The 21,573-nt window shown below is 36.8% G+C and carries 21 protein-coding genes and 1 riboswitch; of the genes, 19 read left to right on the top strand and 2 right to left on the bottom strand.

What is annotated here, in order from left to right; genetic code table 11:
* Positions 1–261, bottom strand: a complete 261-nt coding sequence (locus tag NSQ18_RS00385) for a DUF2627 domain-containing protein (RefSeq protein ID WP_016837762.1) — start codon at positions 259–261, stop codon at positions 1–3.
* 289 nt (positions 262–550) lie between these two features.
* Here NSQ18_RS00385 and NSQ18_RS00380 point away from each other — a divergent pair, with 289 nt between their 5' ends.
* The 9 genes from NSQ18_RS00380 to NSQ18_RS00340 all read left to right on the top strand — a co-directional run bounded on the left by NSQ18_RS00380 (position 551) and on the right by NSQ18_RS00340 (position 12,043).
* Positions 551–1,651 carry a Glu/Leu/Phe/Val dehydrogenase dimerization domain-containing protein gene (locus tag NSQ18_RS00380; protein WP_016837763.1) on the top strand — a complete coding sequence of 367 codons (1,101 nt, stop codon included), beginning with the start codon at positions 551–553 and terminating at the stop codon, positions 1,649–1,651.
* Positions 1,652–1,687: 36 nt separating this feature from the next.
* The gene (gene lpdA, locus NSQ18_RS00375) at positions 1,688–3,115 is read left to right on the top strand and encodes a dihydrolipoyl dehydrogenase (protein ID WP_016837764.1); all 1,428 of its coding nucleotides are present in this window, start codon (positions 1,688–1,690) and stop codon (positions 3,113–3,115) included.
* Between the two features lie 32 nt (positions 3,116–3,147).
* Positions 3,148–4,143: a thiamine pyrophosphate-dependent dehydrogenase E1 component subunit alpha gene (locus NSQ18_RS00370; protein WP_016837765.1), complete on the top strand. Its 996-nt coding sequence runs from the start codon at positions 3,148–3,150 to the stop codon at positions 4,141–4,143.
* A 1-nt stretch (position 4,144) separates the two neighbouring features.
* Positions 4,145–5,128, top strand: coding sequence for an alpha-ketoacid dehydrogenase subunit beta (locus tag NSQ18_RS00365; RefSeq protein WP_016837766.1), 984 nt, complete (start codon positions 4,145–4,147; stop codon positions 5,126–5,128).
* A gap of 11 nt (positions 5,129–5,139) precedes the next feature.
* Positions 5,140–6,432: a dihydrolipoamide acetyltransferase family protein gene (locus NSQ18_RS00360; protein WP_016837767.1), complete on the top strand. Its 1,293-nt coding sequence runs from the start codon at positions 5,140–5,142 to the stop codon at positions 6,430–6,432.
* A 132-nt stretch (positions 6,433–6,564) separates the two neighbouring features.
* On the top strand, positions 6,565–8,259 hold the full coding sequence (locus tag NSQ18_RS00355; protein ID WP_026019027.1) for a methylmalonyl-CoA mutase family protein: 1,695 nt from the start codon (positions 6,565–6,567) through the stop codon (positions 8,257–8,259).
* Complete coding sequence (gene scpA, locus NSQ18_RS00350; RefSeq protein WP_339288552.1) at positions 8,256–10,403, top strand: methylmalonyl-CoA mutase; 2,148 nt, start codon at positions 8,256–8,258, stop codon at positions 10,401–10,403. The genes NSQ18_RS00355 and scpA overlap by 4 nt, the downstream gene beginning before the upstream one ends.
* The gene (gene meaB / locus NSQ18_RS00345) at positions 10,400–11,485 is read left to right on the top strand and encodes a methylmalonyl Co-A mutase-associated GTPase MeaB (protein ID WP_016837770.1); all 1,086 of its coding nucleotides are present in this window, start codon (positions 10,400–10,402) and stop codon (positions 11,483–11,485) included. The genes scpA and meaB overlap by 4 nt, the downstream gene beginning before the upstream one ends.
* Before the next feature lie 117 nt (positions 11,486–11,602).
* Positions 11,603–12,043 (top strand): BrxA/BrxB family bacilliredoxin, encoded by a 441-nt coding sequence (locus tag NSQ18_RS00340; protein WP_016837771.1) that lies wholly within the window; start codon positions 11,603–11,605, stop codon positions 12,041–12,043.
* 228 nt (positions 12,044–12,271) lie between these two features.
* Here NSQ18_RS00340 and prli42 read toward each other — a convergent pair whose 3' ends face one another.
* Complete coding sequence (gene prli42 / locus NSQ18_RS00335; RefSeq protein ID WP_016837772.1) at positions 12,272–12,364, bottom strand: stressosome-associated protein Prli42; 93 nt, start codon at positions 12,362–12,364, stop codon at positions 12,272–12,274.
* 125 nt (positions 12,365–12,489) lie between these two features.
* Here prli42 and mce point away from each other — a divergent pair, with 125 nt between their 5' ends.
* From mce to NSQ18_RS00285, 10 genes are all read left to right on the top strand, one after another.
* Entirely contained in the window at positions 12,490–12,888 is a 399-nt protein-coding gene (mce, locus tag NSQ18_RS00330; RefSeq protein WP_016837773.1) for a methylmalonyl-CoA epimerase, read from the top strand.
* Between the two features lie 18 nt (positions 12,889–12,906).
* Positions 12,907–14,454 (top strand): carboxyl transferase domain-containing protein, encoded by a 1,548-nt coding sequence (locus NSQ18_RS00325; RefSeq protein WP_016837774.1) that lies wholly within the window; start codon positions 12,907–12,909, stop codon positions 14,452–14,454.
* 206 nt (positions 14,455–14,660) lie between these two features.
* Positions 14,661–14,840, top strand: a riboswitch (cobalamin riboswitch).
* A gap of 117 nt (positions 14,841–14,957) precedes the next feature.
* The gene (locus NSQ18_RS00320; protein ID WP_339288548.1) at positions 14,958–15,704 is read left to right on the top strand and encodes an energy-coupling factor ABC transporter permease; all 747 of its coding nucleotides are present in this window, start codon (positions 14,958–14,960) and stop codon (positions 15,702–15,704) included.
* A gap of 1 nt (position 15,705) precedes the next feature.
* Positions 15,706–15,999: an energy-coupling factor ABC transporter substrate-binding protein gene (locus NSQ18_RS00315; RefSeq protein WP_016837776.1), complete on the top strand. Its 294-nt coding sequence runs from the start codon at positions 15,706–15,708 to the stop codon at positions 15,997–15,999.
* Complete coding sequence (gene cbiQ, locus NSQ18_RS00310) at positions 15,996–16,778, top strand: cobalt ECF transporter T component CbiQ (RefSeq protein ID WP_168412202.1); 783 nt, start codon at positions 15,996–15,998, stop codon at positions 16,776–16,778. The genes NSQ18_RS00315 and cbiQ overlap by 4 nt, the downstream gene beginning before the upstream one ends.
* A 1-nt stretch (position 16,779) precedes the next feature.
* Positions 16,780–17,634, top strand: coding sequence for an ABC transporter ATP-binding protein (locus NSQ18_RS00305; protein ID WP_016837778.1), 855 nt, complete (start codon positions 16,780–16,782; stop codon positions 17,632–17,634).
* Positions 17,635–17,642: 8 nt separating this feature from the next.
* On the top strand, positions 17,643–19,244 hold the full coding sequence (gene cobJ, locus NSQ18_RS00300; protein ID WP_026019029.1) for a precorrin-3B C(17)-methyltransferase: 1,602 nt from the start codon (positions 17,643–17,645) through the stop codon (positions 19,242–19,244).
* A gap of 13 nt (positions 19,245–19,257) precedes the next feature.
* Positions 19,258–20,160: a sirohydrochlorin chelatase gene (locus NSQ18_RS00295; protein WP_016837780.1), complete on the top strand. Its 903-nt coding sequence runs from the start codon at positions 19,258–19,260 to the stop codon at positions 20,158–20,160.
* Complete coding sequence (gene cobK, locus NSQ18_RS00290; RefSeq protein ID WP_016837781.1) at positions 20,157–20,933, top strand: precorrin-6A reductase; 777 nt, start codon at positions 20,157–20,159, stop codon at positions 20,931–20,933. The genes NSQ18_RS00295 and cobK overlap by 4 nt, the downstream gene beginning before the upstream one ends.
* The gene (locus NSQ18_RS00285) at positions 20,930–21,568 is read left to right on the top strand and encodes a precorrin-8X methylmutase (protein ID WP_016837782.1); all 639 of its coding nucleotides are present in this window, start codon (positions 20,930–20,932) and stop codon (positions 21,566–21,568) included. Before cobK ends, NSQ18_RS00285 begins: the two co-directional genes overlap by 4 nt.
* The last annotated feature ends 5 nt before the right edge of the window (positions 21,569–21,573 follow it).

Raw genomic sequence — 21,573 nt, 5'->3', positions numbered from 1 at the left:
CTATTGTTTAATTTCTTTTGTTTCATCCTTTTTTTGAAACCTTGGAGCCACTCTTCCCCTTTTTCGATCTCGATGCAATAAATAGCCCGCAAAAAATCCAATTCCGATGATGCTAAAGATAAGACCTATAAGAAATTGGAACCATAACCAAGGAAAAGGGGAATTTAATATGCCGTATAGAGTATCGCGCATAAACTTGATACCTGCACCAGCAATTAATGCGGGAATCAATAAAATGATAAAGGCAATTAATCGGGCCATGAAATAACCTCCTTCGCAATTAATTCAATTTTACATCGCCAAGAAATAGTGTCAAGTTTCGACAAAAAATTGCTAATCTTTTGCACATTTTTGTCATAAAAATTATATTAGAATTATAATTTTTAATAGTACAAAAAATCAGAAAATTAGGAAAAGTATATTTTTCAATATTTCTAGTTGATAAATTAAAAAATAAAAAGTATTGTAAAGTAAAATAGTGCAAATTGTAGAAAATTTGTCGCTAATTTTAGAGATTTTACTCCATTATATTTTTAGGGAGGTTTTTTGAATGGAAATCTTTAAGTACATGGAAAAATATGATTATGAACAATTGGTATTTTGTCAGGACAAAAATTCTGGATTAAAAGCGATTATCGCAATCCATGATACAACGCTTGGACCAGCATTAGGTGGCGCTCGCATGTGGCCTTATCAATCTGAAGAAGAAGCCATCGAGGATGCATTGAGACTTGCTAGAGGTATGACGTACAAAAATGCAGTAAGTGGCTTAAATCTTGGCGGTGGTAAAACAGTAATTATTGGTGATCCAGCTAAAGACAAAAACGAAGAAATGTTCCGCGCGTTAGGACGATTTATTCAAAGTTTAAATGGTCGTTATATTACAGCAGAAGATGTTGGTACAACTGTTGAAGATATGGACTTGATTTATGAAGAAACAGATTATGTAACAGGTGTATCACCTTCATTTGGTTCATCTGGTAACCCATCTCCTGTAACCGCTTACGGAGTTTATTTGGGAATGAAAGCAAGTGCTAAAGAAGCATTTGGAGATGATAGCCTAAAAGGCAAAACAATTGCTGTTCAAGGATTAGGTAATGTTGCATATAACTTGTGTAAATACTTGCATGAAGAAGGCGCAAAACTGATTGTCACGGATATTAATGAAAAAGCAATAGAGCGAGCTGTCAATGACTTTGGTGCAGTTGCGGTAAGTCCGAATGAGATTTACAAACAAGATGTTGATATTTTCTCACCATGTGCACTTGGTGCAATCATTAACGATGAAACGATACCGCAATTAAAAGCAAAAGTCATCGCTGGATGTGCAAACAACCAGTTAAAAGAATCTCGCCACGGGCAAATTCTTCATGAAAAAGGAATCATTTATGCACCAGATTATGTAATTAATGCTGGTGGAGTAATTAATGTTGCAGATGAACTTTACGGATATAACAGAGAAAGAGCAATGAAACGAGTAGAAACAATTTATGATTCTTTAACAAAAATTTTTAAAATTTCAAAAGATGAAAACATCCCAACTTATTTAGCTGCTAATCGTTTGGCTGAAGAAAGAATTAACAGTGTACTAAAATCAAGAAAACAATTTTTACAAAAGGAAAAAAACATCTTAAGTAGAAGACAAAAATAATTTCGCTATAGATGAAATTGATTTGGAGGGATGGCTTTGGCTCGAGAATATGATTTAGTCATTATTGGTGGAGGAACTGGGGGATACGTTGCAGCAATAAAAGCAGCGCAATTAGGTTTAAAGACTGCCATCGTTGAAAAAGAAAAATTAGGTGGTACTTGCCTTCATAGAGGGTGCATTCCAACGAAAACATTCTTACGAAGTGCGGAAATGTATCGTGATGCTAGTAATGCAAAAGAATATGGAATCCAAATTTCAAACATTCAATTTAATCTTCAACAATTACAAGAACGAAAAAAAAGTGTAATTGAACAGTTACATCAAGGTATCAAAGGGTTAATGAAAAAAGGAAAAATTGATTGCTATTACGGAACTGCAAGACTTTTAGGACCATCCATATTTTCTCCAATGGCAGGGGGAACGGTATCAGTTGAGATGAATGATGGGTCTGAAAATGAAATGCTGTTGCCTAAAAATATCATCATCGCAACTGGAGCCAAGCCACGTCCATTTAACGGAATTGAATATGATGGGACAATGATTTTAAATTCCGATCAAATATTGGAAATGGAAGAGCTTCCAGCATCCATGATTATAATCGGTGGCGGTGTAATTGGCATTGAATGGGCTTCTTGTTTAAGCGATTTTGGCGTGAAAGTAACAATTTTAGAATATGCAGATCGCATTTTGCCAAATGAAGATATAGCCATATCAAAAGAAATGGAAAAACAGCTTATAAAACGCGGTATTAACATCGTGACGAAAGCCGAAATCTCCCCTTCATCCATCGTAAAAGGTGATAATTCGGTAACAATTAACGCAAACGTGAACGGTGAAGAAAAGAAATTTGAAGCGGAGAAAATGTTAATTTCAATAGGCCGCATTGGAAATATTGAAAATTTAGGGTTGGAAAATACTGAGATTGAAACGGATTCTTCCTTTATCAAAGTAAATGATGTTTACCAAACGAAAGAAAAACATATATACGCTATAGGAGATTGCATTGGTGGTGTTCAGCTTGCCCATGTGGCCTCTCACGAAGGGATTATTGCGGTGGAACATATTGCATCCGGAAAGAAAAAAGCAATTAATTACCGAAACATTCCAAGATGCGTATATTCATTCCCAGAGGTTGCAAGCATTGGGTTAACTGAAGATGAGGCAAAATCGTTAAATTACGATGTGAAAATAGGAACCTTTCCATTTAAGGGAATTGGAAAAGCAGTGGTATATGGTGAAACAGAAGGTTTTGTTAAAGTCATAGCAGATCGAGAAACAGATGATTTACTCGGTGTGCATATGATTGGTCCGCATGTAACGAATTTAATTTCAGAAGCTGCATTAGGATTAACTTTAGATGCAACACCTTGGGAAATCGGCGAAACCATCCATCCGCATCCATCATTAAGCGAAATTTTAAATGAAGCTGCTTTAGCGGTTGATGGAAAAGCGATTCATATATGATGAGAATTGTTTTGTGAAAGGGGAGTGTATCAATGTCCGACTTACATCATGCACAATTAGGCTTATCAGACAACGATGTGTTACAAATGTATGAAACAATGCTTTTAGCTCGTAGACTTGATGAACGTATGTGGTTACTAAACCGAGCTGGGAAAATTCCATTCGTTATTTCTTGTCAAGGCCATGAAGCTGCTCAAGTAGGGGCTGCCTTTGCGTTAAATCCAACAAGGGATTATATTGCACCATATTACCGTGATATGGGAGTTGTGTTGCATTTTGGGATGACACCAAGGGATTTAATGTTGTCTGCGTTTGCGAAAGCAGAAGATCCAAACTCCGGTGGTAGACAAATGCCTGGACATTTTGGTTATAAAAAGAATCGAATCTTAACTGGATCATCTCCAGTAGCAACTCAAGTACCACATGCTGTAGGAGTTGCTTTAGCAGGAAAATTACAAAACAAAGAATTAGTTTCTTTTGTAACATTGGGAGAAGGTTCCACAAACCAAGGTGACTTCCATGAAGGAGCAAACTTTGCTGGCGTTCATAAATTGCCAGTTATCATCATGGTAGAGAACAATAAATATGCCATCTCTGTACCAGTTGAAAAACAATTGGGCGGTCGCGTGGCTGACAGAGCTATTGGATATGGAATGCACGGTGCTTCCGTTGATGGCAAAAATCCTTTAGCTGTTTATAAAGTGATGAAAGAAGCCGTTGATCGTGCACTTAGAGGTGAAGGTCCGAGCTTAATCGAAGCAGTAACTTATCGATTAACGAGCCACTCTTCCGATGATGATGACAAATATCGTTCTAGGGAGGAAGTAGCAGAAGGGAAAGCAAACGATCCGTTGCTGTTATTTGGTAACTACTTAATCGATACAAATGTCGCAACGAAAGAAACTCTAGAAGAAATAAATGACAAAGTGATGGCAATTGTGAATGATGCGACAGATTATGCAGAAAAAGCACCTTATGCTCCCCCAGAACATGCGTTGAAATATGTTTATTGGGAAGGGGATGAATAAGATGGCGGTAATGTCTTTTATTGAAGCGATTAATTTGGCGATGAAAGAAGAAATGGAAAGAGATGAAAACGTTTTTATTTTAGGAGAAGACGTTGGTAAAAAAGGTGGAGTATTTAAAGCTACTCAAGGATTGTATGAACAATTTGGTGAATGGCGCGTTTTAGATACGCCTCTAGCAGAAAGCGCAATTGCCGGTGTAGCCATTGGAGCTGCAATGGTAGGAATGCGTCCAATCGCTGAAATGCAATTCGCAGATTTCATTTTGCCGGCTGTTAACCAAATTGTCTCTGAAGCAGCCAAGATCCGATATCGTTCAAATAATGATTGGAGCTGTCCGCTTGTTGTTCGTGCTCCATATGGTGGTGGTATCCACGGTGCGTTATATCATTCCCAATCTGTGGAAGCACTATTTGCCAATACACCAGGGTTAAAAATTGTCATCCCTTCCACTCCATATGATGCAAAAGGATTACTAAAAGCAAGTATTCGGGATGAAGATCCAGTTTTATTCTTTGAACATAAACGGGCATATCGATTAATCAAGGGAGAAGTGCCGCTTGATGATTACGTGTTGCCAATCGGTAAAGCAGACGTAAAAAGAGAAGGGGACGACATTACTGTTATTACTTATGGACTTTGTGTCAATTATGCCCTTCAAGCAGCTGAGCGCCTTCATGACGACGGAATAGAAGCGCACATTTTAGATTTACGTACGGTATATCCACTGGATAAAGAAGCAATCATTGAAGCCGCAAGCCGTACTGGAAAAGTACTTCTCGTTACGGAAGATAATAAAGAAGGTAGCATCATGAGCGAAGTTGCAGCCATCATTTCCGAAAACTGCTTATTTGACTTGGATGCACCAATCATGAGATTAGCGGGTCCGGATGTTCCAGCTATGCCATATGCACCAACGATGGAAAGATTTTTCATGATCAATCCTGAAAAAATTGAACGGGCTATGCGGGAATTAGCCGCTTTTTAAGGGGGATACGTATGTCAGTTGAAAAAATTATCATGCCTCAATTAGGAGAAAGTGTTACAGAAGGAACAATTGAAAAATGGCTTGTTAAACCTGGAGATCATGTAAATAAATACGATCCTATAGCGGAAGTTTTAACGGATAAAGTAAATGCGGAAGTACCTTCATCCTACACGGGCATTATCAAGGAATTAATTGGTAAAGAAGGCGAGACGTATCCGGTAGGAACGGTGATTTGTACGATTGAAGTAGTTGAGGAAAAAGAATCATCAAATATAAGTGAAGCCATTCGCAATGCGACGAAAGAACCTGTGAAAGTAAAAGTGAATGAACCAAATTATGGGGAAAACATTCCAAAACAAAAAAATCGATATTCTCCAGCTGTATTGAGATTAGCGAGCGAACACAATATAGACTTAGAACAGGTAACTGGTACAGGATTAAATGGTCGCATTACGCGTAAAGACGTTCTAAACTTTATTGAGTCAATGAAGGATGGAAACGTACCGTCCGTTGAACGACAAGTACAAGAGCCTGTTCAAACTCAAGAAACAAGTCCGTCGCCATCACCAGTACAACCAAAACCAATTCACATTGAGAAACAAGCAGGTGATGTGGAAATTCCAGTATCCGGCCTTCGTCGTACAATCGCTAACAATATGGTGAGAAGTAAGCATGAAATTCCACATGCTTGGTTGATGATGGAAGTAGATGTAACAAATCTTGTACAATATCGTGATTCCATTAAAAAACAATTTAAAGAAAAAGAAGGATTCAACATCACATATTTTGCATTCTTTGTCAACGCTGTTGCTCAAGCATTAAAAGAGTATCCAATGCTTAACTCTGTTTGGGCTGGAGATAAAATTATTCAGAAGAAAGATATTAACATTTCAATTGCTGTTGCGACAGACGATGCCCTATTTGTTCCGGTAATCAAAAATGCAGATGACAAATCCATTAAAGGGATTGCAAAAGAAATTAATGAATTGTCTCAAAGTGTTCGAAGCGGAAAATTAAAGAGTGATCAAATACAAGGTGGAACATTTACTGTAAATAATACGGGCTCATTCGGTTCTGTACAATCAATGGGTATTATCAATTACCCTCAAGCGGCGATCTTACAAGTGGAATCCATTGTAAAAAGACCAGTCGTTATTAATAATATGATTGCAATTCGCGATATGGTGAATTTATGCTTGTCAATTGACCATCGAATTTTAGACGGTTACATTTGTGGGAAATTTCTAAATAGAGTAAAAGATATTCTCGAAAATACAAATTATTATGAAAAGAATATTTATTAAAAGTGCTAGAAAGCCTTGTAAATCAAGGCTTTCTTTAATTTTTATACTTTATTGGTAGCGGTTTCTAATGTATTATAAATATTATAAAAATTTATAATTTGATGAAAAGGGGGAAGCTGTTTAGCGAAGTCTATGTCAAACAACATGCATGAGATCGATTTTCCATCCGCAAGTTATGAAGAGTGGAAAGAAACAGCTATAAAATCTTTAAAGGGGAAGCCATTTGAATCACTCTTTACTAAAACAATTGAAGGGGTTACAATACAACCGTTATATACACAACAAATGTTGGTGGAAAAATTAGGGGACCAATTAGAAAAACAAGTAAACACGATTCGTGCGCTAAATTCTACAAAATCTGTTCAAGCTGCCCAAACAATTTATGCTGAAAATACAAAAGAATTCTTTGATAAAATAAAAGATAGTGTTAATCGCGGTAATGGTTACATTACAATCGATAGTAGAATCCTTGAATGGGACGAAGAGGCTTTAACTCAATTAGCTAATTACTTAATTGAGTATCCATTTAAATTAATCGTACACGAAAACAAGATTTTAAATGTATTTTCAAAAATTCAAGAATCTGATCGTGTAAAAGTTAGAGGATTTGTTCTTACAAAAGAAGCAATTACGCTTGATGATTTTCCGATGGTTCGGACTTTTGCGGCAAATACAGTTCCTTATCATAACGATGGTGCACATATTGTACAAGAACTTGCTCTTGCGCTAGCTCAAGCGGCAAAATATGCCGAGAAGTCTGAATCCTTTGAATCCTTTGCAAATAAATTTTTCGTAAATTTTGCAATTGATACTTATTTTTTCCAAGAAATTGCAAAATTGCGTGCCTTTAAAGTTTTATGGAAAGCCTTTGCAACGGCATACAATGCGGAAGCAGTTCCAGTTCCAGTATTGGTGGAAACATCATTACGCAGTTTCTCTAAATACGATATTTACGTAAATTTACTCCGTGCTGGTAATGAAGCCTTTGCTGCGTTAATCGGAGGAGCAGATGCCATTACTGTTCACCCATACGATGTATTAACAAAACCGACTGAACAATCCGTTCGTATTGCACGAAATGTCGTGTTAGTGTTAAAAGAAGAATCATTTGTTGATGATGTTCTTGACCCTGCAGGCGGTTCATATTTCATAGAAACTTTAACGGCAGAATATGTAGAAAAAGCTTGGGAATTATTCCTTCAAATTCAAGAAGCAGGTGGCATTGACGAATTCGAAAAATCCGGAAAATTACAATCAGCTATTGAAGAAGTATATAAAGAGCGTATTCGTCAAGTAGAAACGAGAAAACATTCGTTAATTGGTACAAACATTTATGCGAATCCAGCTGATCTGCTGCAAACAGAAACAAATCCGTTATATAAAGATATTAAGCGTTTAGCAATTCCATTTGAAATGCTTCGAGAGCAATACAGTCAAGTAAATCCAAAAATCGGCATTCTCACTTACGGAAAATTAAAAGACTTTAAACCTCGAGCGGACTTTGTAGAAGGATTTTTCGCAACAGCTGGTGTTGTACCTGTAGAATCCGGTGAAATTGAATCGATTGAAGAGGCAAAAAATTGGTTACAGCAAACGGATGCTGATTATGTAGTGATTGCTGCTACAAATGATCAAACAAAAGAAATCGTACCAGTTTTATTAGAAAGTAGAAAAGAAGGCTTAATTTTAGATGTTGCAGGGAAATTCCCAGAAGAAGAATCAGACTGGTTATCTCAAGGTTTAAACGGATTTATTTTTGCAGGTCAAAATATTGTGGAAAAGCTCACTGCGCTTCTTGAAAGCTTGAAGGGGGTACAACAACAATGAAACCAAACTTTCATTCTGTAAATATACAAGATGTAATAAAAAGTGAACAAATTCAACCATCTCATACATTTAAAACAAATGAAGGAATTGAAGTAAAAGAATTTTATAAGAATGAAGATATAAAAGACGTAAAACATTTACAAGACTTCCCAGGAATCGCACCAAATACCCGTGGGCCATATCCAACAATGTATGTAGCCCGTCCATGGACTGTTCGCCAATATGCAGGTTTTTCAACGGCAGAAGAATCGAATGCATTTTATCGCAGAAATTTAGCAATGGGTCAAAAAGGTTTATCGGTTGCCTTTGATTTGCCTACACACCGTGGTTATGACTCCGACCATCCACGTGTTAAAGGAGATGTGGGGAAAGCGGGGGTTGCAATCGATTCCATTGAAGATATGAAAATCTTATTTGATGGCATTCCTCTCGATCAAATGTCCGTATCCATGACAATGAACGGTGCTGTTATTCCGATTATGGCCTTTTATATTGTGGCAGCAGAAGAACAAGGCGTAACACCGGACAAGTTAGCTGGAACGATTCAAAATGACATTTTAAAAGAATATATGGTACGTAATACGTACATATATCCTCCAGAAATGTCTATGAAAATTATTGCTGACATTTTTGAATATACAAGTAAATACATGCCTAAGTTCAACTCTATTTCTATTTCCGGCTATCACATTCAAGAAGCTGGTGCAACGGCGGACATTGAATTAGCATATACGTTAGCAGATGGATTGGAATATGTACGAACAGGACTTAAAGCTGGCATCGACATTGACTCCTTCGCTCCACGATTGTCCTTCTTCTGGGGCATTGGTATGAACTACTTTATGGAAGTAGCAAAAATGCGTGCAGCTAGAAGAATTTGGGCACAAATGATGAGCACATTCAATCCAAAAAATCCGAAAAGTTTAGCTTTACGTACACACTCCCAAACTTCTGGATGGTCGTTAACAGAACAAGATCCGTTCAACAACGTAACTCGTACGTTAATTGAAGCAAATGCTGCTGCGATGGGCCATACGCAAAGTTTACACACGAATGCTTTGGATGAAGCGATTGCGCTTCCAACAGACTTCTCAGCTCGCATTGCACGTAATACGCAATTATTCTTACAAGAAGAAACGCTTATGACAAAAGTCATCGATCCATGGGGCGGATCTTATTATGTGGAAAAATTAACAGATGAGTTAACGAAAAAAGCTTGGGAGTTAATTAAAGAAATTGAAGAGCTGGGTGGAATGGCTAAGGCGATTGAAACAGGTCTTCCAAAAATGAAAGTAGAAGAATCTGCTGCAAGACGCCAAGCAAAAATTGACTCTAAAGTGGAAACGATTGTTGGCGTAAATAAATACAAATTAGACGTTGAAGAACCAATTGATATTTTAGATATTGATAATACGCTAGTTCGTCAAAAACAAATTGAAAGACTTGAAAAAATGAAAGCAGAAAGAAATGAAGAAGAAGTGCAAAGACATCTTGAACGTTTAACGAAAGCTGCAGAAACAGGAGAAGAGAATATGCTTGCTGTTGCAGTTGACGCTGCTCGTGCTCGCGCGACACTTGGTGAGATTTCCGATGCCATTGAAAAAGTTTGCGGACGCCATAAAGCAGTTATCCGTTCAATTTCAGGTGTATATTCATCTAACTTCTCCGATAATGAATTAATTGAAGAAGTAAAACAAATGACAGATGAATTCCTAGAAAACGAAGGTCGTCGCCCGCGTATTTTAATTGCGAAAATGGGACAAGACGGACATGACCGCGGTGCAAAAGTCGTTGCTACTGGTTATGCTGATCTTGGATTTGACGTGGATATTTCACCGCTATTCTTAACACCGCAAGAAGCGGCACAAATGGCAGTGGAAAACGACGTGCACTGTGTAGGTGTTTCTTCTTTAGCAGCAGGCCATAAAACGTTAGTACCTGAATTAATTGAAGAATTAGAAAAATTAGGTAGAGGAGATATTATCGTTGTCGTTGGAGGTGTAATCCCTGCTCAAGATTACCAATTCCTATACGATAAGGGTGTATCTGCAATCTTTGGACCAGGTACAGTAATCCCAGTTGCAGCGATTAAAATTATTGAAGAAATCTATCGTCGATTAGGTTATGAGGAAGTGTCTGAATGATGGACGAAAAAAACGCAGAAGAGACTGCACTACATGTCATGAAAGGCATTGAAAGCAAACACGATGGAATGACATATGTTGCGCCAAAAAAATTTCGAAAAAAGCGGCAACAACAAGTTGATATAAAGCAATTAGCGAGTGAAGTGCGCGGAGGAAAGCGCACTTCGCTTTCAAAAGCAATTACTTTAATTGAAAGTTCCAATCATGAACATAAGGTGCTGGCTCAAAATTTATTGCAAGAATTATTACCTTTTACAGGAAACAGTATTCGGATTGGAATAACGGGGGTTCCCGGAGCAGGTAAGAGCACTTTTATTGAAGCGTTTGGTACAATGCTTTGCGAGATGGGGAAAAAAGTTGCCGTTCTTGCAATAGACCCTAGTTCTACCATTTCCGGCGGCAGCGTTTTAGGGGATAAAACACGAATGGAACATTTAAGCCGTCATCAAAACGCATTTGTACGTCCTTCACCAAGTGCCGGTACCTTAGGCGGTGTTCATAAAAAAACGCGGGAAACGATGCTTCTTTGTGAAGCAGCTGGATACGATATTATTTTAATTGAGACTGTCGGAGTAGGGCAAAGTGAGACGTATGTGCGTGGTATGGTTGACTTTTTCCTTCTTCTCGTCTTAACAGGCGCAGGTGATGAATTACAAGGCTTGAAAAAAGGCATTATGGAATTGGCAGATGGTATTGTTGTCCATAAAGCTGATGGAGACAATGTAAAAAAAGCGAAAAAAACCGTTCAAGAATATAGGAAAATCCTGCATTTCTTACAACCGTCAACTCCAGGTTGGGAATCAAAAACTGTTCCTGTTTCATCCTATGAAAAAACAGGATTGGAAGATGTTTGGGAAATGATTTTATCGTTTGAAAAACAAATGAAAGAATCCAGCTACTGGTTCACAAGAAGAAGGGAACAAACAAGTGATTGGTTCCATTCAATGATTACCGACCATCTAATTGATTCATTTTTTGGTAATAAAGAAAACAAAGAATTAGTGAAAAAGCTGGAAGAAGAAATATTGCAAGGAAAATTAACCGTAACGCAAGGTATACACAAATTGTTCCCCAATCAGTAACTGCGTTTAGGTTGTAATCCATGTATAAAACCATTTCAGAGAATCCTTTTGAAGTATTTGCAATTAACTTTTCCTTCTTCTATGTTAAAATTAATACTTGAAAGGAGATTGAAATGTATGAGTATGGATTACGATTTATTTATGCAAGAAATTATTACCACTGCACGAGCTGAAATGGAGAATGCTGGATATGAGCAATTAAGAACTCCAGAAGATGTAGAAAAGGCCTTTGCACGTCCTGGAACTACTCTTGTCATGATTAATTCTGTATGCGGCTGTGCAGGAGGTATTGCGCGACCTGCAGCGGCAAGTGCAATTCATTATGATAAACGTCCAGATCATCTAGTAACGGTTTTTGCTGGACAAGATAAAGAAGCAACGGCTGCTGCTCGTGCGCATTTTGGAGACGAACATATTCCTTCATCACCAGCTTTTGTTTTACTGAAGGACGGAAAAGTTGTCGCTGATATAGGACGTCATGAAATAGAAGGACACGATGTAATGTCAGTTATTACAAATTTACAAGCCAATTTTGAAGAATATTGCGATGAAGTATAATTAAACCAAAAATAGAATCCGCATACTCGTATCAATCAAGTATTGCGGATTCTAACTTATTCATTTCATGAATAGAGAAATTGCTTACTATATTTTCAGAAATCATTTAATTTTATTTCTATAACAAATTTTTTTAATTGTTTCTGTTGTGGTACAGTGTTATTGGTTGATATACATTTTTTCAAAATAAAAAAGCGATTACATATCTTGTAACCGCTGCAAAGAATGTTAGAAGAATGATAAACCGAATGCTAATGTTGAAAGTAACATGATTGCAATCATCGCGTAGACTATAATTTTTTGAAATTTTTTGTTGCTCATATTCTCGCTCTCTCCTTTTTTTCATAGGATTAGTTTATCAAATCTGAAAAATTTCTCAAGTACGTAGCGGAAATTTCGTAATTTCGCTACAATAGATTATGTACTATAACAGAAGGGGTGGCATGATGGAAAAAGTCGATCATATTGGAATCGCAGTAAAAAACCTAGACGATTCAGTAAAATATTATACTGAAGTTTTAGGTTTAAAATTAGAAAGAATTGAAGAGGTTCCATCGCAAAATGTACGAGTAGCATTTATCGATGCTGGGAATGTACATATTGAATTATTACAACCCTTAAGTGAAGAAGGGGCGATTTATAACCATATACAAAAACGTGGAGAAGGAATTCAACATATTTGTTTTAGCGTAGATAATATTCGAGAAAAAATGGCTGAATTAAAAGAAAAGGGAGTTCGCCTTCTGTCTGAAGAGCCTATACCTGCAGCTGGGGGAGCTGAAGCATGCTTTATTCATCCAAAAGATAGTTTTGGAGTTTTATATGAACTATATGAAAAAAAGTGATAAAGGGGTTAAGAAATCATGGATATGTTAGATAAAATCGATGAAATGTATGACCGAAAAAGAGAGATTTATTTAGGCGGTGGGGACAAGCGCATTGAAAAGCAACATGAAAAAGGTAAGCTAACAGCTCGTGAACGTATTGATCTATTACTGGATGAAGGCACTTTCGTTGAAATAAATCCATTTATAAAACATAGAGTAACAGATTTCGGCATGGGTGAACAAAATGGCCCTGGTGACGGTGTTGTAACTGGATACGGTAAAGTGAATGGCCGTCCTGTTTATTTATTTGCTCAAGATTTCACAGTATTCGGTGGTGCATTAGGAGAAATGCACGCGAAAAAAATTGCTGCAGTGATGGATTTGGCTGCAAAAAATGGAGCGCCATTCATCGGTATCAACGACTCTGGAGGTGCCCGTATTCAAGAAGGAGTATTATCATTAGACGGTTATGGCCACATCTTCTATCGCAACTCGATTTATTCTGGGGTTATTCCACAAATTTCTGTGATTATGGGTCCATGTGCTGGCGGTGCTGTATATTCTCCAGCAATTACAGACTTTATTTTAATGGTGGATAAAACATCCCAAATGTTCATTACTGGTCCGAAAGTAATTGAAGCGGTTACAGGAGAAAAAATTTCATCAGAAGATTTAGGCGGTTCAAAAGTGCATAACACAATTAGCGGTAACGCTCATTTCCGCGCCCCTTCTGAAGAAGAAGCGATTGAACAAATTAAGAGATTATTAAGCTATTTACCACAAAGTAATAAAGAAAAAGCACCAAAATTACCACGCCCTGAAGGAGACGATTGGCGTCCTGAATTAATTGACGTTGTTCCAATTGAACCTACACGTCCTTACGATGTTCGTAAAGTCATTGAACAAGTGGTGGATGAAGGTTCCTTCATGGAAGTGCATTCTGAATTTGCGAAAAACATTGTTGTAGGATTTGCTCGTATTGCTGGACAATCTGTTGGATTAGTTTGTAACCAACCAAAGGCCTTAGCAGGTGGTCTTGATATTGACTCATCCGATAAAGCTGCCCGTTTCATTCGCACTTGTGATGCATTCAATATTCCAATCATTACATTTGAAGACGTATCAGGATTCTTCCCTGGCGTTAAACAGGAACATGGCGGTATCATTCGTCACGGTGCTAAAATCTTATATGCTTATTCTGAAGCAACCGTTCCAAAAATTACAGTCATTTTACGAAAAGCATATGGTGGAGCATACGTTGCGCTAAATTCAAAAGCCATTGGTGCAGATTTAGTATTCGCTTGGCCAAATGCAGAGATAGCCGTAATGGGTGCTGCTGGTGCTGCTAACATCATCTTTGCGAACGAAATTGCAAATTCAGAAGATCCGGAAGCTACACGCCAAGCAAAAATTGAGGAATATAAAGAAAAATTTGCTAATCCATATGTTGCTGCTTCACTTGGAATGGTTGATGATGTAATCGATCCAAGAGAAACTCGCATTAAGTTAATTCAAGGATTAGAAATGCTTGAAAATAAAGAAGAATCAAGACCTAAGAAAAAACACGGAAATATTCCGCTATAATTGTGAAAGTTTCCAATTACGTACCATTAGAAGCACAAGCTAATCCCAGTTTGTACTTCGATTTTTCCAAAAATTCAAATTGGTTCTAACAATATTTCATATCAAAAGGTAATGAATATTATATGAATTTAGTAATTATTTTGTCTTATTTATAGAAAGATATAGAAATTTTTCAAACAATATGCTACAATTCAACTAAATTTCAACAACTGAATAATCTATACGGTGCTAATGAAAATTAGCTTAAAAGGGAAACTAGTGAGAATCTAGTGCGGTCCCGCCACTGTGAAGAGGAGCTCAAAATCAAATGCCACTGTGCAAACGGGAAGGCGATTTTGTAGCGATGACTCTAAGCCAGGAGACCTGCCGTATGGAGTGGATGGTAGTGTCCTACGAGGATAGGTACACGAATAGGCATGATTGGATTATTATGTCTTATTGTGGGACACTGCTAGTTTGGCAGTGTTTTTTTATTTTCAAATTTTCATTTTAGGAGGAATTTTATGAAAGTCTCAATCAAAATACTTTACTTTCTAGCAGTATTATTAACCATTCCTAATACAGCTTTTGCTATGCATATCATGGAAGGTTTTTTACCAATCAAGTGGGCAATATTTTGGTGGCTCCTTACATTCCCTTTTTTAATCATTGGATTAAAGAAAATGAGTAGTTTAGTAAAGAGAAATGCTGAGACGAAGTTATTACTAGGTTTATCGGGTGCATTCACTTTTGTATTATCCGCATTAAAAATTCCTTCGGTTACTGGAAGTTGTTCTCATCCTACGGGTGTTGGGTTAGGAACCGTATTATTTGGACCATTTGTAATGAGTGTTTTAGGTACCATCGTGTTATTATTCCAATCATTATTATTAGCCCATGGAGGTTTAACAACGCTTGGCGCCAATGCGTTTTCGATGGCGATTGCTGGACCTTTTATCGCCTATGGAGTATTTAAAGGCTTCAATAGGATCGGTTTGCCCTTTACTCTAGCAGTTTTCTCAGCAGCAACATTGGCAGATTTAGGTACATATGTCATTACATCTATTCAACTTGCACTAGCCTTTCCATCTGAAGTTGGTGGAATTTTCGCTTCATTTGTAAAGTTTGCTGGCGTATTCGCTGTTACACAGGTACCATTAGCAATTATTGAAGGATTGATTTCAGTAATGGTGATGAATTTCTTATTGAAATACAACGAAAGAGAATTAAAGTTACTTCAAGTACTAAAGAAACCTCAGGAGGTGAAGTAAGATGTTAAAAAAGAATATGCTTTTATTAATTTTGATCATTTTTTTAATGATTGTCCCGCTGATTTTTAACGGAGATGCAGAATATGGTGGTGCAGACGGAGAAGCGGAAGAATTAATTACAGCACTGAACCAATCCTATGAACCATGGTTTTCAAGTATTTGGGAGCCTCCTAGTGGTGAAATAGAAAGTTTATTATTCGTACTACAAGGAGCAATCGGTGCAGGGTTCATTGGTTACTTTATAGGATATATGCGAGGCCGGAATAGGGGCGGAAATGCAGAGATACAGAAATGAGAATGTTAGAATATTTCGCTTATCAATCACCTTTAAGAAATAAACACCCAATCGAAAAAATGGGATTTGCTCTTATTCCATTAATATTGAATATCGTATTTCAAAATGTTCTTACATCCATATTCATATTTTGCATCATGACAGTTATTACTTTAATAATCGGAAAAGTTCCGATTCGTCTATATTTGAAGTTATTGCTTATTCCAGTGGTATTTCTAATTTCAAGTATACTAGTCATTTTACTCAATTTTTCAACTAACCCTATAGAAGGTGCCATTTTTCAATCTATTATTGGTCCCGTCACGATTTCAATTTCGATAACGAGTGTTGAAATGGCATTGATGCTATTTGTTGTTGCTTTATCGAGTATTAGTTGTTTGTATTTTTTAATTTTATCTACGACGATTCAAGATTTTCTATATGGATTAAGGTGTTGTAAAGTACCAACTACTTTATTGGATTTAATTGCATTAATGTATCGATTTATATTTATATTTCTTGATTCCAGCAGGACAATCTATCTTGCACAAATAGCAAGGTTAGGTCACAGTTCTTTATTAAATTCTATCAAATCAATTGGACTTATAATCAGTGCTTTGTTTATTAAGGTATTTCAAGAAATGAAAGACTTAAATAATGCGATAAATGCAAGAAGTGTAGATGGATATTCAGCAGTCATTTCAAGAGAACTTCATTTTTCAACAAGTAGTTGGATATTTACGTTGTTAGTGAATTTGTTCATTATCGTCTTTTATTTCACCGTTGGGAGAGTTGGTTAAAATGAATACTCCTTTGTTTGAATTGAAAGAAGTTTCTTATACCTATGAAGATGGAACAGAAGCTTTACAAAAAATAAATTTACAAATTGATCAAGGAAAAAAAATTGCTTTGTTAGGTAGTAATGGAGCAGGGAAATCCACTTTAATATTGCATTTAAATGGTTTATTAAAACCAACCTCCGGAACAATTTATTTTAAAGGACAACCATTATCCTATTCAAAAAAAGAATTGTTAAATGTTAGACGCAAGGTTGGAATTGTTTTTCAAAATCCAGAAACCCAGTTGTTTAATGGAACTGTTTGGGATGATATTGCCTATGGGCCATTTAATTTACATCTAGCAGAACAGGAACGAAAGTCGTTGATAGAGAAAGCAATTAATCAAACAGACGTTGAATCATTATTAGATAAACCGATTCACTTTTTAAGTGTTGGGCAAAAAAAGCGAGTTTCCATCGCTGGAGTTCTTGCTATGGATCCTGAAGTCATCATATTAGATGAGCCGACTGCATCTTTAGATATTTATTACACAAGGAAAATACGAAAATTGTTAAACGAACTTCATTGTGACGGGAGAACACTCATTCTTTCTACTCATGATATTGACTTTGCTTATGAATGGGCTGACGAAGTCGTTGTGATGCATCATGGAGAAATGTTATATCACGGTGCTTTTTATCGTTTGTTTGAAGAAAACAAGGACATTGTGAAAGAAGCAAATTTAGAAACATCCATAATATTCGAAATTGCGCAAATGATGAAAATGCAAGGACTCATTTCAAAACTAGATGATGTACGTTCAAAAGAAAAAGTAATAGATGTACTTCATGATTGTTTCATGAAGGCAAAGAATTAAAAGGGGTGATGAGTTTGAAGGGAAAGCTTTACATTGTCGGATTTGGTCCAGGTGATGCTAATCACATTACCTATCGTGCAGTTGAAGCAATCAAAGCTAGTGATACAATCATTGGCTATAAAACTTACGTCGAGTTAATTAAAGATTTATTAGATTCCAAACAACAAATTATTAGTACAGGGATGACAGAGGAAGTATCACGAGCACAAGCGGCAATAAAACTTGCTGAAGCGGGGCACCATGTGTCGGTCATTTCAAGTGGTGATTCAGGTGTATACGGTATGGCTGGTTTAATTTATGAAGTGCTCATTGAACAAGGGTGGAATAAAGAAACCGGGGTTGAAATTGAAGTTATTCCTGGCATTTCTGCAGTTCATTCTTGCGGTTCCCTTCTTGGAGCTCCAATAATGCATGATTCATGCACAATTAGTTTAAGCGACCATTTAACGCCATGGTCTATTATTGAAAAAAGACTGGAAGCAGCGGCAGCAGCAGATTTTGTAATTGCTTTATATAATCCTAAAAGCGGTAGGAGAACAAAACAAATTGTAGAGGCTAGGAGAATTTTATTAAAATACCGGTCACCGAATACGCCTGTTGGACTCGTAAAGAGTGCTTATCGTGAGAGACAAAATATTGTAATTACTACGCTAGAAAAAATGCTAGATTACGAGATTGGTATGCTCACAACGGTGATTATCGGAAATTCTTCCACTTTTGTGTATGATGACTTAATGATTACACCGAGAGGATACAAACGAAAATATACGCTTGATAGCGAGATTCAACCATTGAAACCTCATGAACGATTAAAAAAGGAAGCTGAACCTTGGTCTTTAGAAAATCTAGATTCGAAAGAAAGTGAACTATTTAAACAAAAAACGCCATTTCAACTTGCATGTGAAGCAATTGCCATGCTAGATCAAAAGCGACATTTCGTTGTAGAACAGCCAAGCAATATGTCTATTTTTGAATTTGCGGTAAGCCCTGGAGTGGCAAACAAACGATTTACTCCGGAGCAATTTCAGCTGTTAGCAGAAATTGTGGGAAATGAAGGAAGGATGGACTATTCAAGGGATCATCAGTTACTCATAAGTATTCCAACCAATAATCCTAAAAAAATAGTAGAGCAAATATCAAACGTTGGATTGCTAGTGATGCCGGTTGGAAATGTCGTTACGGTAAAAGCTTGTGATTTTTGTGATGGTGAAAAAACCGAACCCATTCCATACGCGGAAGAACTTCAAAGACGATTTGGAGGAAAAGCCATGCCGAAAGAATTAAAGATCGGTATTAATGGATGCGGAATGGCTTGTTACAACGCAGTTATGGAAGATATCGGAATCGTTTACCGAAAAGGTAAGTTTGATGTGTTTTTAGGGGCAAAACCAGTTGGGCGTACGGCCCATCCTGGACAATTAATTGAAGAAGGACTAGAAGCGGATCAATTAGTTGATTTAATCGAAAAAATTATTGAGGAATATAAAGAACATGCTCATCCAAATGAAAGACTATTTAAATATTTTAAACGGAAAAAAGTGCTAGCAGGCTACGAATATCAAGATAATGAACCAAAATTGAATTTACAACCGATCCCTTGTGTAGATTAGGAGGAAGAAAATAATGACAAAAGCCATTTTGTTTGTAGGACATGGAAGTAAGTTAGAAGCAGGAAATAATGAAGTAAGGGAATTTGTGGAGCAATTATCCCCTTTAATAGATGCTAATTTATTAGTTGAGACTTGTTTTTTAGAATTTGCTGAACCTACCATTTCTCAAGGAATTGATTATTGTGTTGAAAAAGGTGCAACAGAAATATATGTAATTCCGATTATTTTACTACATGCAGGACATTCAAAAATTCATATTCCTGCTGAAATTGTAGAAGCACAAAATAAATATCCCCATGTGAAATTTACGTATGGTGAAGTTGTTGGAATTCACGAAGAAATACTTCAAATTTTACTAGAGCGTTTGCAAGAAATCGGTTTTGATACACAGGCAAAACATGAAGACACAGCGATTTTATTAATTGCTCGTGGTGGAAGCGATGAATACGCAAATGGTGATTTTTATAAGATTACAAGACTTTTATGGGAAAAACTAGATGTTCCAATAGTAGAAAGTGCTTTTATGGGAGTGACAGAACCATTAGTTGATGAGGGTATTGAACGTTGTATCAAACTCGGTGCGAAAAAAATAATTATGCTTCCATATTTTCTATTCACAGGCATTTTAATCGAACGAATGAAAAAATATTGTGAGCGTTTCAATGAACAATACCCGAACGTAAAAATAGAGATTGCACATTATTTTGGAAATCATCCACTTTTAAAATCAGTGATCATTGAGCGAATGGATCAAGCACTAAATGGACACTCAAAAGGTGTTAAGGACTTGGAGAATATTCAAAGGTTAAAGCAATTGGGACTCATTTCTCATCATCATCATGACCATGAACATCATCACCACCATCATGACCATGAACATCATCATCATGATGAAAAAACGGAAGTGAAACCATGATTCTGTTTTTAGCAGGTACAAGCGATGCACGAGAGTTAGCAATTTTGTTAAAAAAGGAAGGCTTCCCCCTAATAGCCACTGTAGTAACAGAATCTGCTGCAAAAAGACTTACTGATGAAGGAATGAATGTAAGAGTTGGTCGCTTAAATGAAGAAAAAATGTTTGAATTTTCAAAGAAAAATGGGGTGACTGCAATTGTTGATGCAAGTCATCCCTTTGCAGAAGAGGCGCATAAAACAGCGAAATCAGTAGCGGAACAATTAAAAATCCCATATATACGATACGAAAGAGAACAATCAAAGCTAGAACAAGACTCTATTATTTATGTTTCAACTTACGAAGAAGCAGCGGAACTCGCAGCAAAGAAAAAAGGAGTTGTCATGTTAACAACCGGCAGTAAAACATTAGAAATCTTTGCGAAAAAATTATTGCCACTAAATGATGTTCGCGTAATTTGCAGAATGCTTCCCCGAATCGATAATATGCAAAAATGCGAACAACTTGGCTTCCCTCAAAAAAATATTGTAGCAATGCAAGGACCTTTTACAAAAGAGTTAAATACTGCCTTATTTAAGCATTTCGGAGTGACACTCATGATAACAAAGGAAAGTGGAAAAGTTGGTGCTGTTGATGAAAAAGTAGAAGCTGCAAAAGAATTAGGGATTGAGACGATTGTGATTACAAGACCAAATATACAATTTGGCAATGAGTTTCACAAAATGGAGGAAGTTGTAGAATTCTTAAAAATACAAAGAAACGAGGGTGTGCTATGAATTTTAAACCGATTACGGTAGAACCGAATAAAATTTATGATTATAGTTTTGCCATTATTGAAGAAGAGATGGGTGAACATCATTTTTCTGAATTGGAATGGCAAGTCGTGCGTCGAATTATTCATGCTTCAGCAGATTTTGAATTAGGAAGGAGTGTTGTATTTTCTCCTGGTGCAGTTGAAGCAGGCATCAAAGCAATTCGAGAAGGAAAACATGTGATTGCCGATGTTCAAATGATTGTCAGCGGCTCAGGAAGGAAACGATTTCAAAAATATGGCGGAGATTTGCATTGCTATATCGGTGACGAAGATGTGGCACAAGAAGCAAAAAAAGAAGGAGTTACACGGGCAATTATGTCCATGAGGAAAGCTATCCGTGAACATGTAGGAGGAATTTATGCGATTGGTAATGCTCCTACAGCATTATTAGAGTTAATTCACCTTATCAATGAAGGCATCGCAAAACCCGACTTAATTATTGGGATGCCTGTCGGATTTGTTTCCGCAGCTGAGTCGAAAGAGGAACTTTTAAAACTAAAAGGAGTACCTTATATCACAAATGTTGGTCGTAAAGGAGGTAGCACGGTAACCGTTGCCGCATTAAATGCTATTTCGATTTTAGCTGATCAGGTGTGAGGTAT

The sequence above is a fragment of the Ureibacillus sp. FSL K6-0786 genome, assembly GCF_037965165.1.
Lineage (GTDB): Bacteria > Bacillota > Bacilli > Bacillales_A > Planococcaceae > Ureibacillus > Ureibacillus thermosphaericus.
This window is presented reverse-complemented; position numbering and strand designations above follow the sequence as displayed.

Coding starts and splice junctions, on each gene's coding strand:
- NSQ18_RS00385 (WP_016837762.1), bottom strand. CDS start 261: ATGGCCCGATTAATTGCCTTTATCATTTTATTGATTCCCGCATTAATT.
- NSQ18_RS00380 (WP_016837763.1), top strand. CDS start 551: ATGGAAATCTTTAAGTACATGGAAAAATATGATTATGAACAATTGGTA.
- NSQ18_RS00370 (WP_016837765.1), top strand. CDS start 3,148: ATGTCCGACTTACATCATGCACAATTAGGCTTATCAGACAACGATGTG.
- NSQ18_RS00365 (WP_016837766.1), top strand. CDS start 4,145: ATGGCGGTAATGTCTTTTATTGAAGCGATTAATTTGGCGATGAAAGAA.
- NSQ18_RS00360 (WP_016837767.1), top strand. CDS start 5,140: ATGTCAGTTGAAAAAATTATCATGCCTCAATTAGGAGAAAGTGTTACA.
- NSQ18_RS00355 (WP_026019027.1), top strand. CDS start 6,565: ATGTCAAACAACATGCATGAGATCGATTTTCCATCCGCAAGTTATGAA.
- scpA (WP_339288552.1), top strand. CDS start 8,256: ATGAAACCAAACTTTCATTCTGTAAATATACAAGATGTAATAAAAAGT.
- meaB (WP_016837770.1), top strand. CDS start 10,400: ATGATGGACGAAAAAAACGCAGAAGAGACTGCACTACATGTCATGAAA.
- NSQ18_RS00340 (WP_016837771.1), top strand. CDS start 11,603: ATGAGTATGGATTACGATTTATTTATGCAAGAAATTATTACCACTGCA.
- prli42 (WP_016837772.1), bottom strand. CDS start 12,364: ATGAGCAACAAAAAATTTCAAAAAATTATAGTCTACGCGATGATTGCA.
- mce (WP_016837773.1), top strand. CDS start 12,490: ATGGAAAAAGTCGATCATATTGGAATCGCAGTAAAAAACCTAGACGAT.
- NSQ18_RS00325 (WP_016837774.1), top strand. CDS start 12,907: ATGGATATGTTAGATAAAATCGATGAAATGTATGACCGAAAAAGAGAG.
- NSQ18_RS00320 (WP_339288548.1), top strand. CDS start 14,958: ATGAAAGTCTCAATCAAAATACTTTACTTTCTAGCAGTATTATTAACC.
- NSQ18_RS00315 (WP_016837776.1), top strand. CDS start 15,706: ATGTTAAAAAAGAATATGCTTTTATTAATTTTGATCATTTTTTTAATG.
- cbiQ (WP_168412202.1), top strand. CDS start 15,996: ATGAGAATGTTAGAATATTTCGCTTATCAATCACCTTTAAGAAATAAA.
- NSQ18_RS00305 (WP_016837778.1), top strand. CDS start 16,780: ATGAATACTCCTTTGTTTGAATTGAAAGAAGTTTCTTATACCTATGAA.
- cobJ (WP_026019029.1), top strand. CDS start 17,643: ATGAGTTTGAAGGGAAAGCTTTACATTGTCGGATTTGGTCCAGGTGAT.
- NSQ18_RS00295 (WP_016837780.1), top strand. CDS start 19,258: ATGACAAAAGCCATTTTGTTTGTAGGACATGGAAGTAAGTTAGAAGCA.
- cobK (WP_016837781.1), top strand. CDS start 20,157: ATGATTCTGTTTTTAGCAGGTACAAGCGATGCACGAGAGTTAGCAATT.
- NSQ18_RS00285 (WP_016837782.1), top strand. CDS start 20,930: ATGAATTTTAAACCGATTACGGTAGAACCGAATAAAATTTATGATTAT.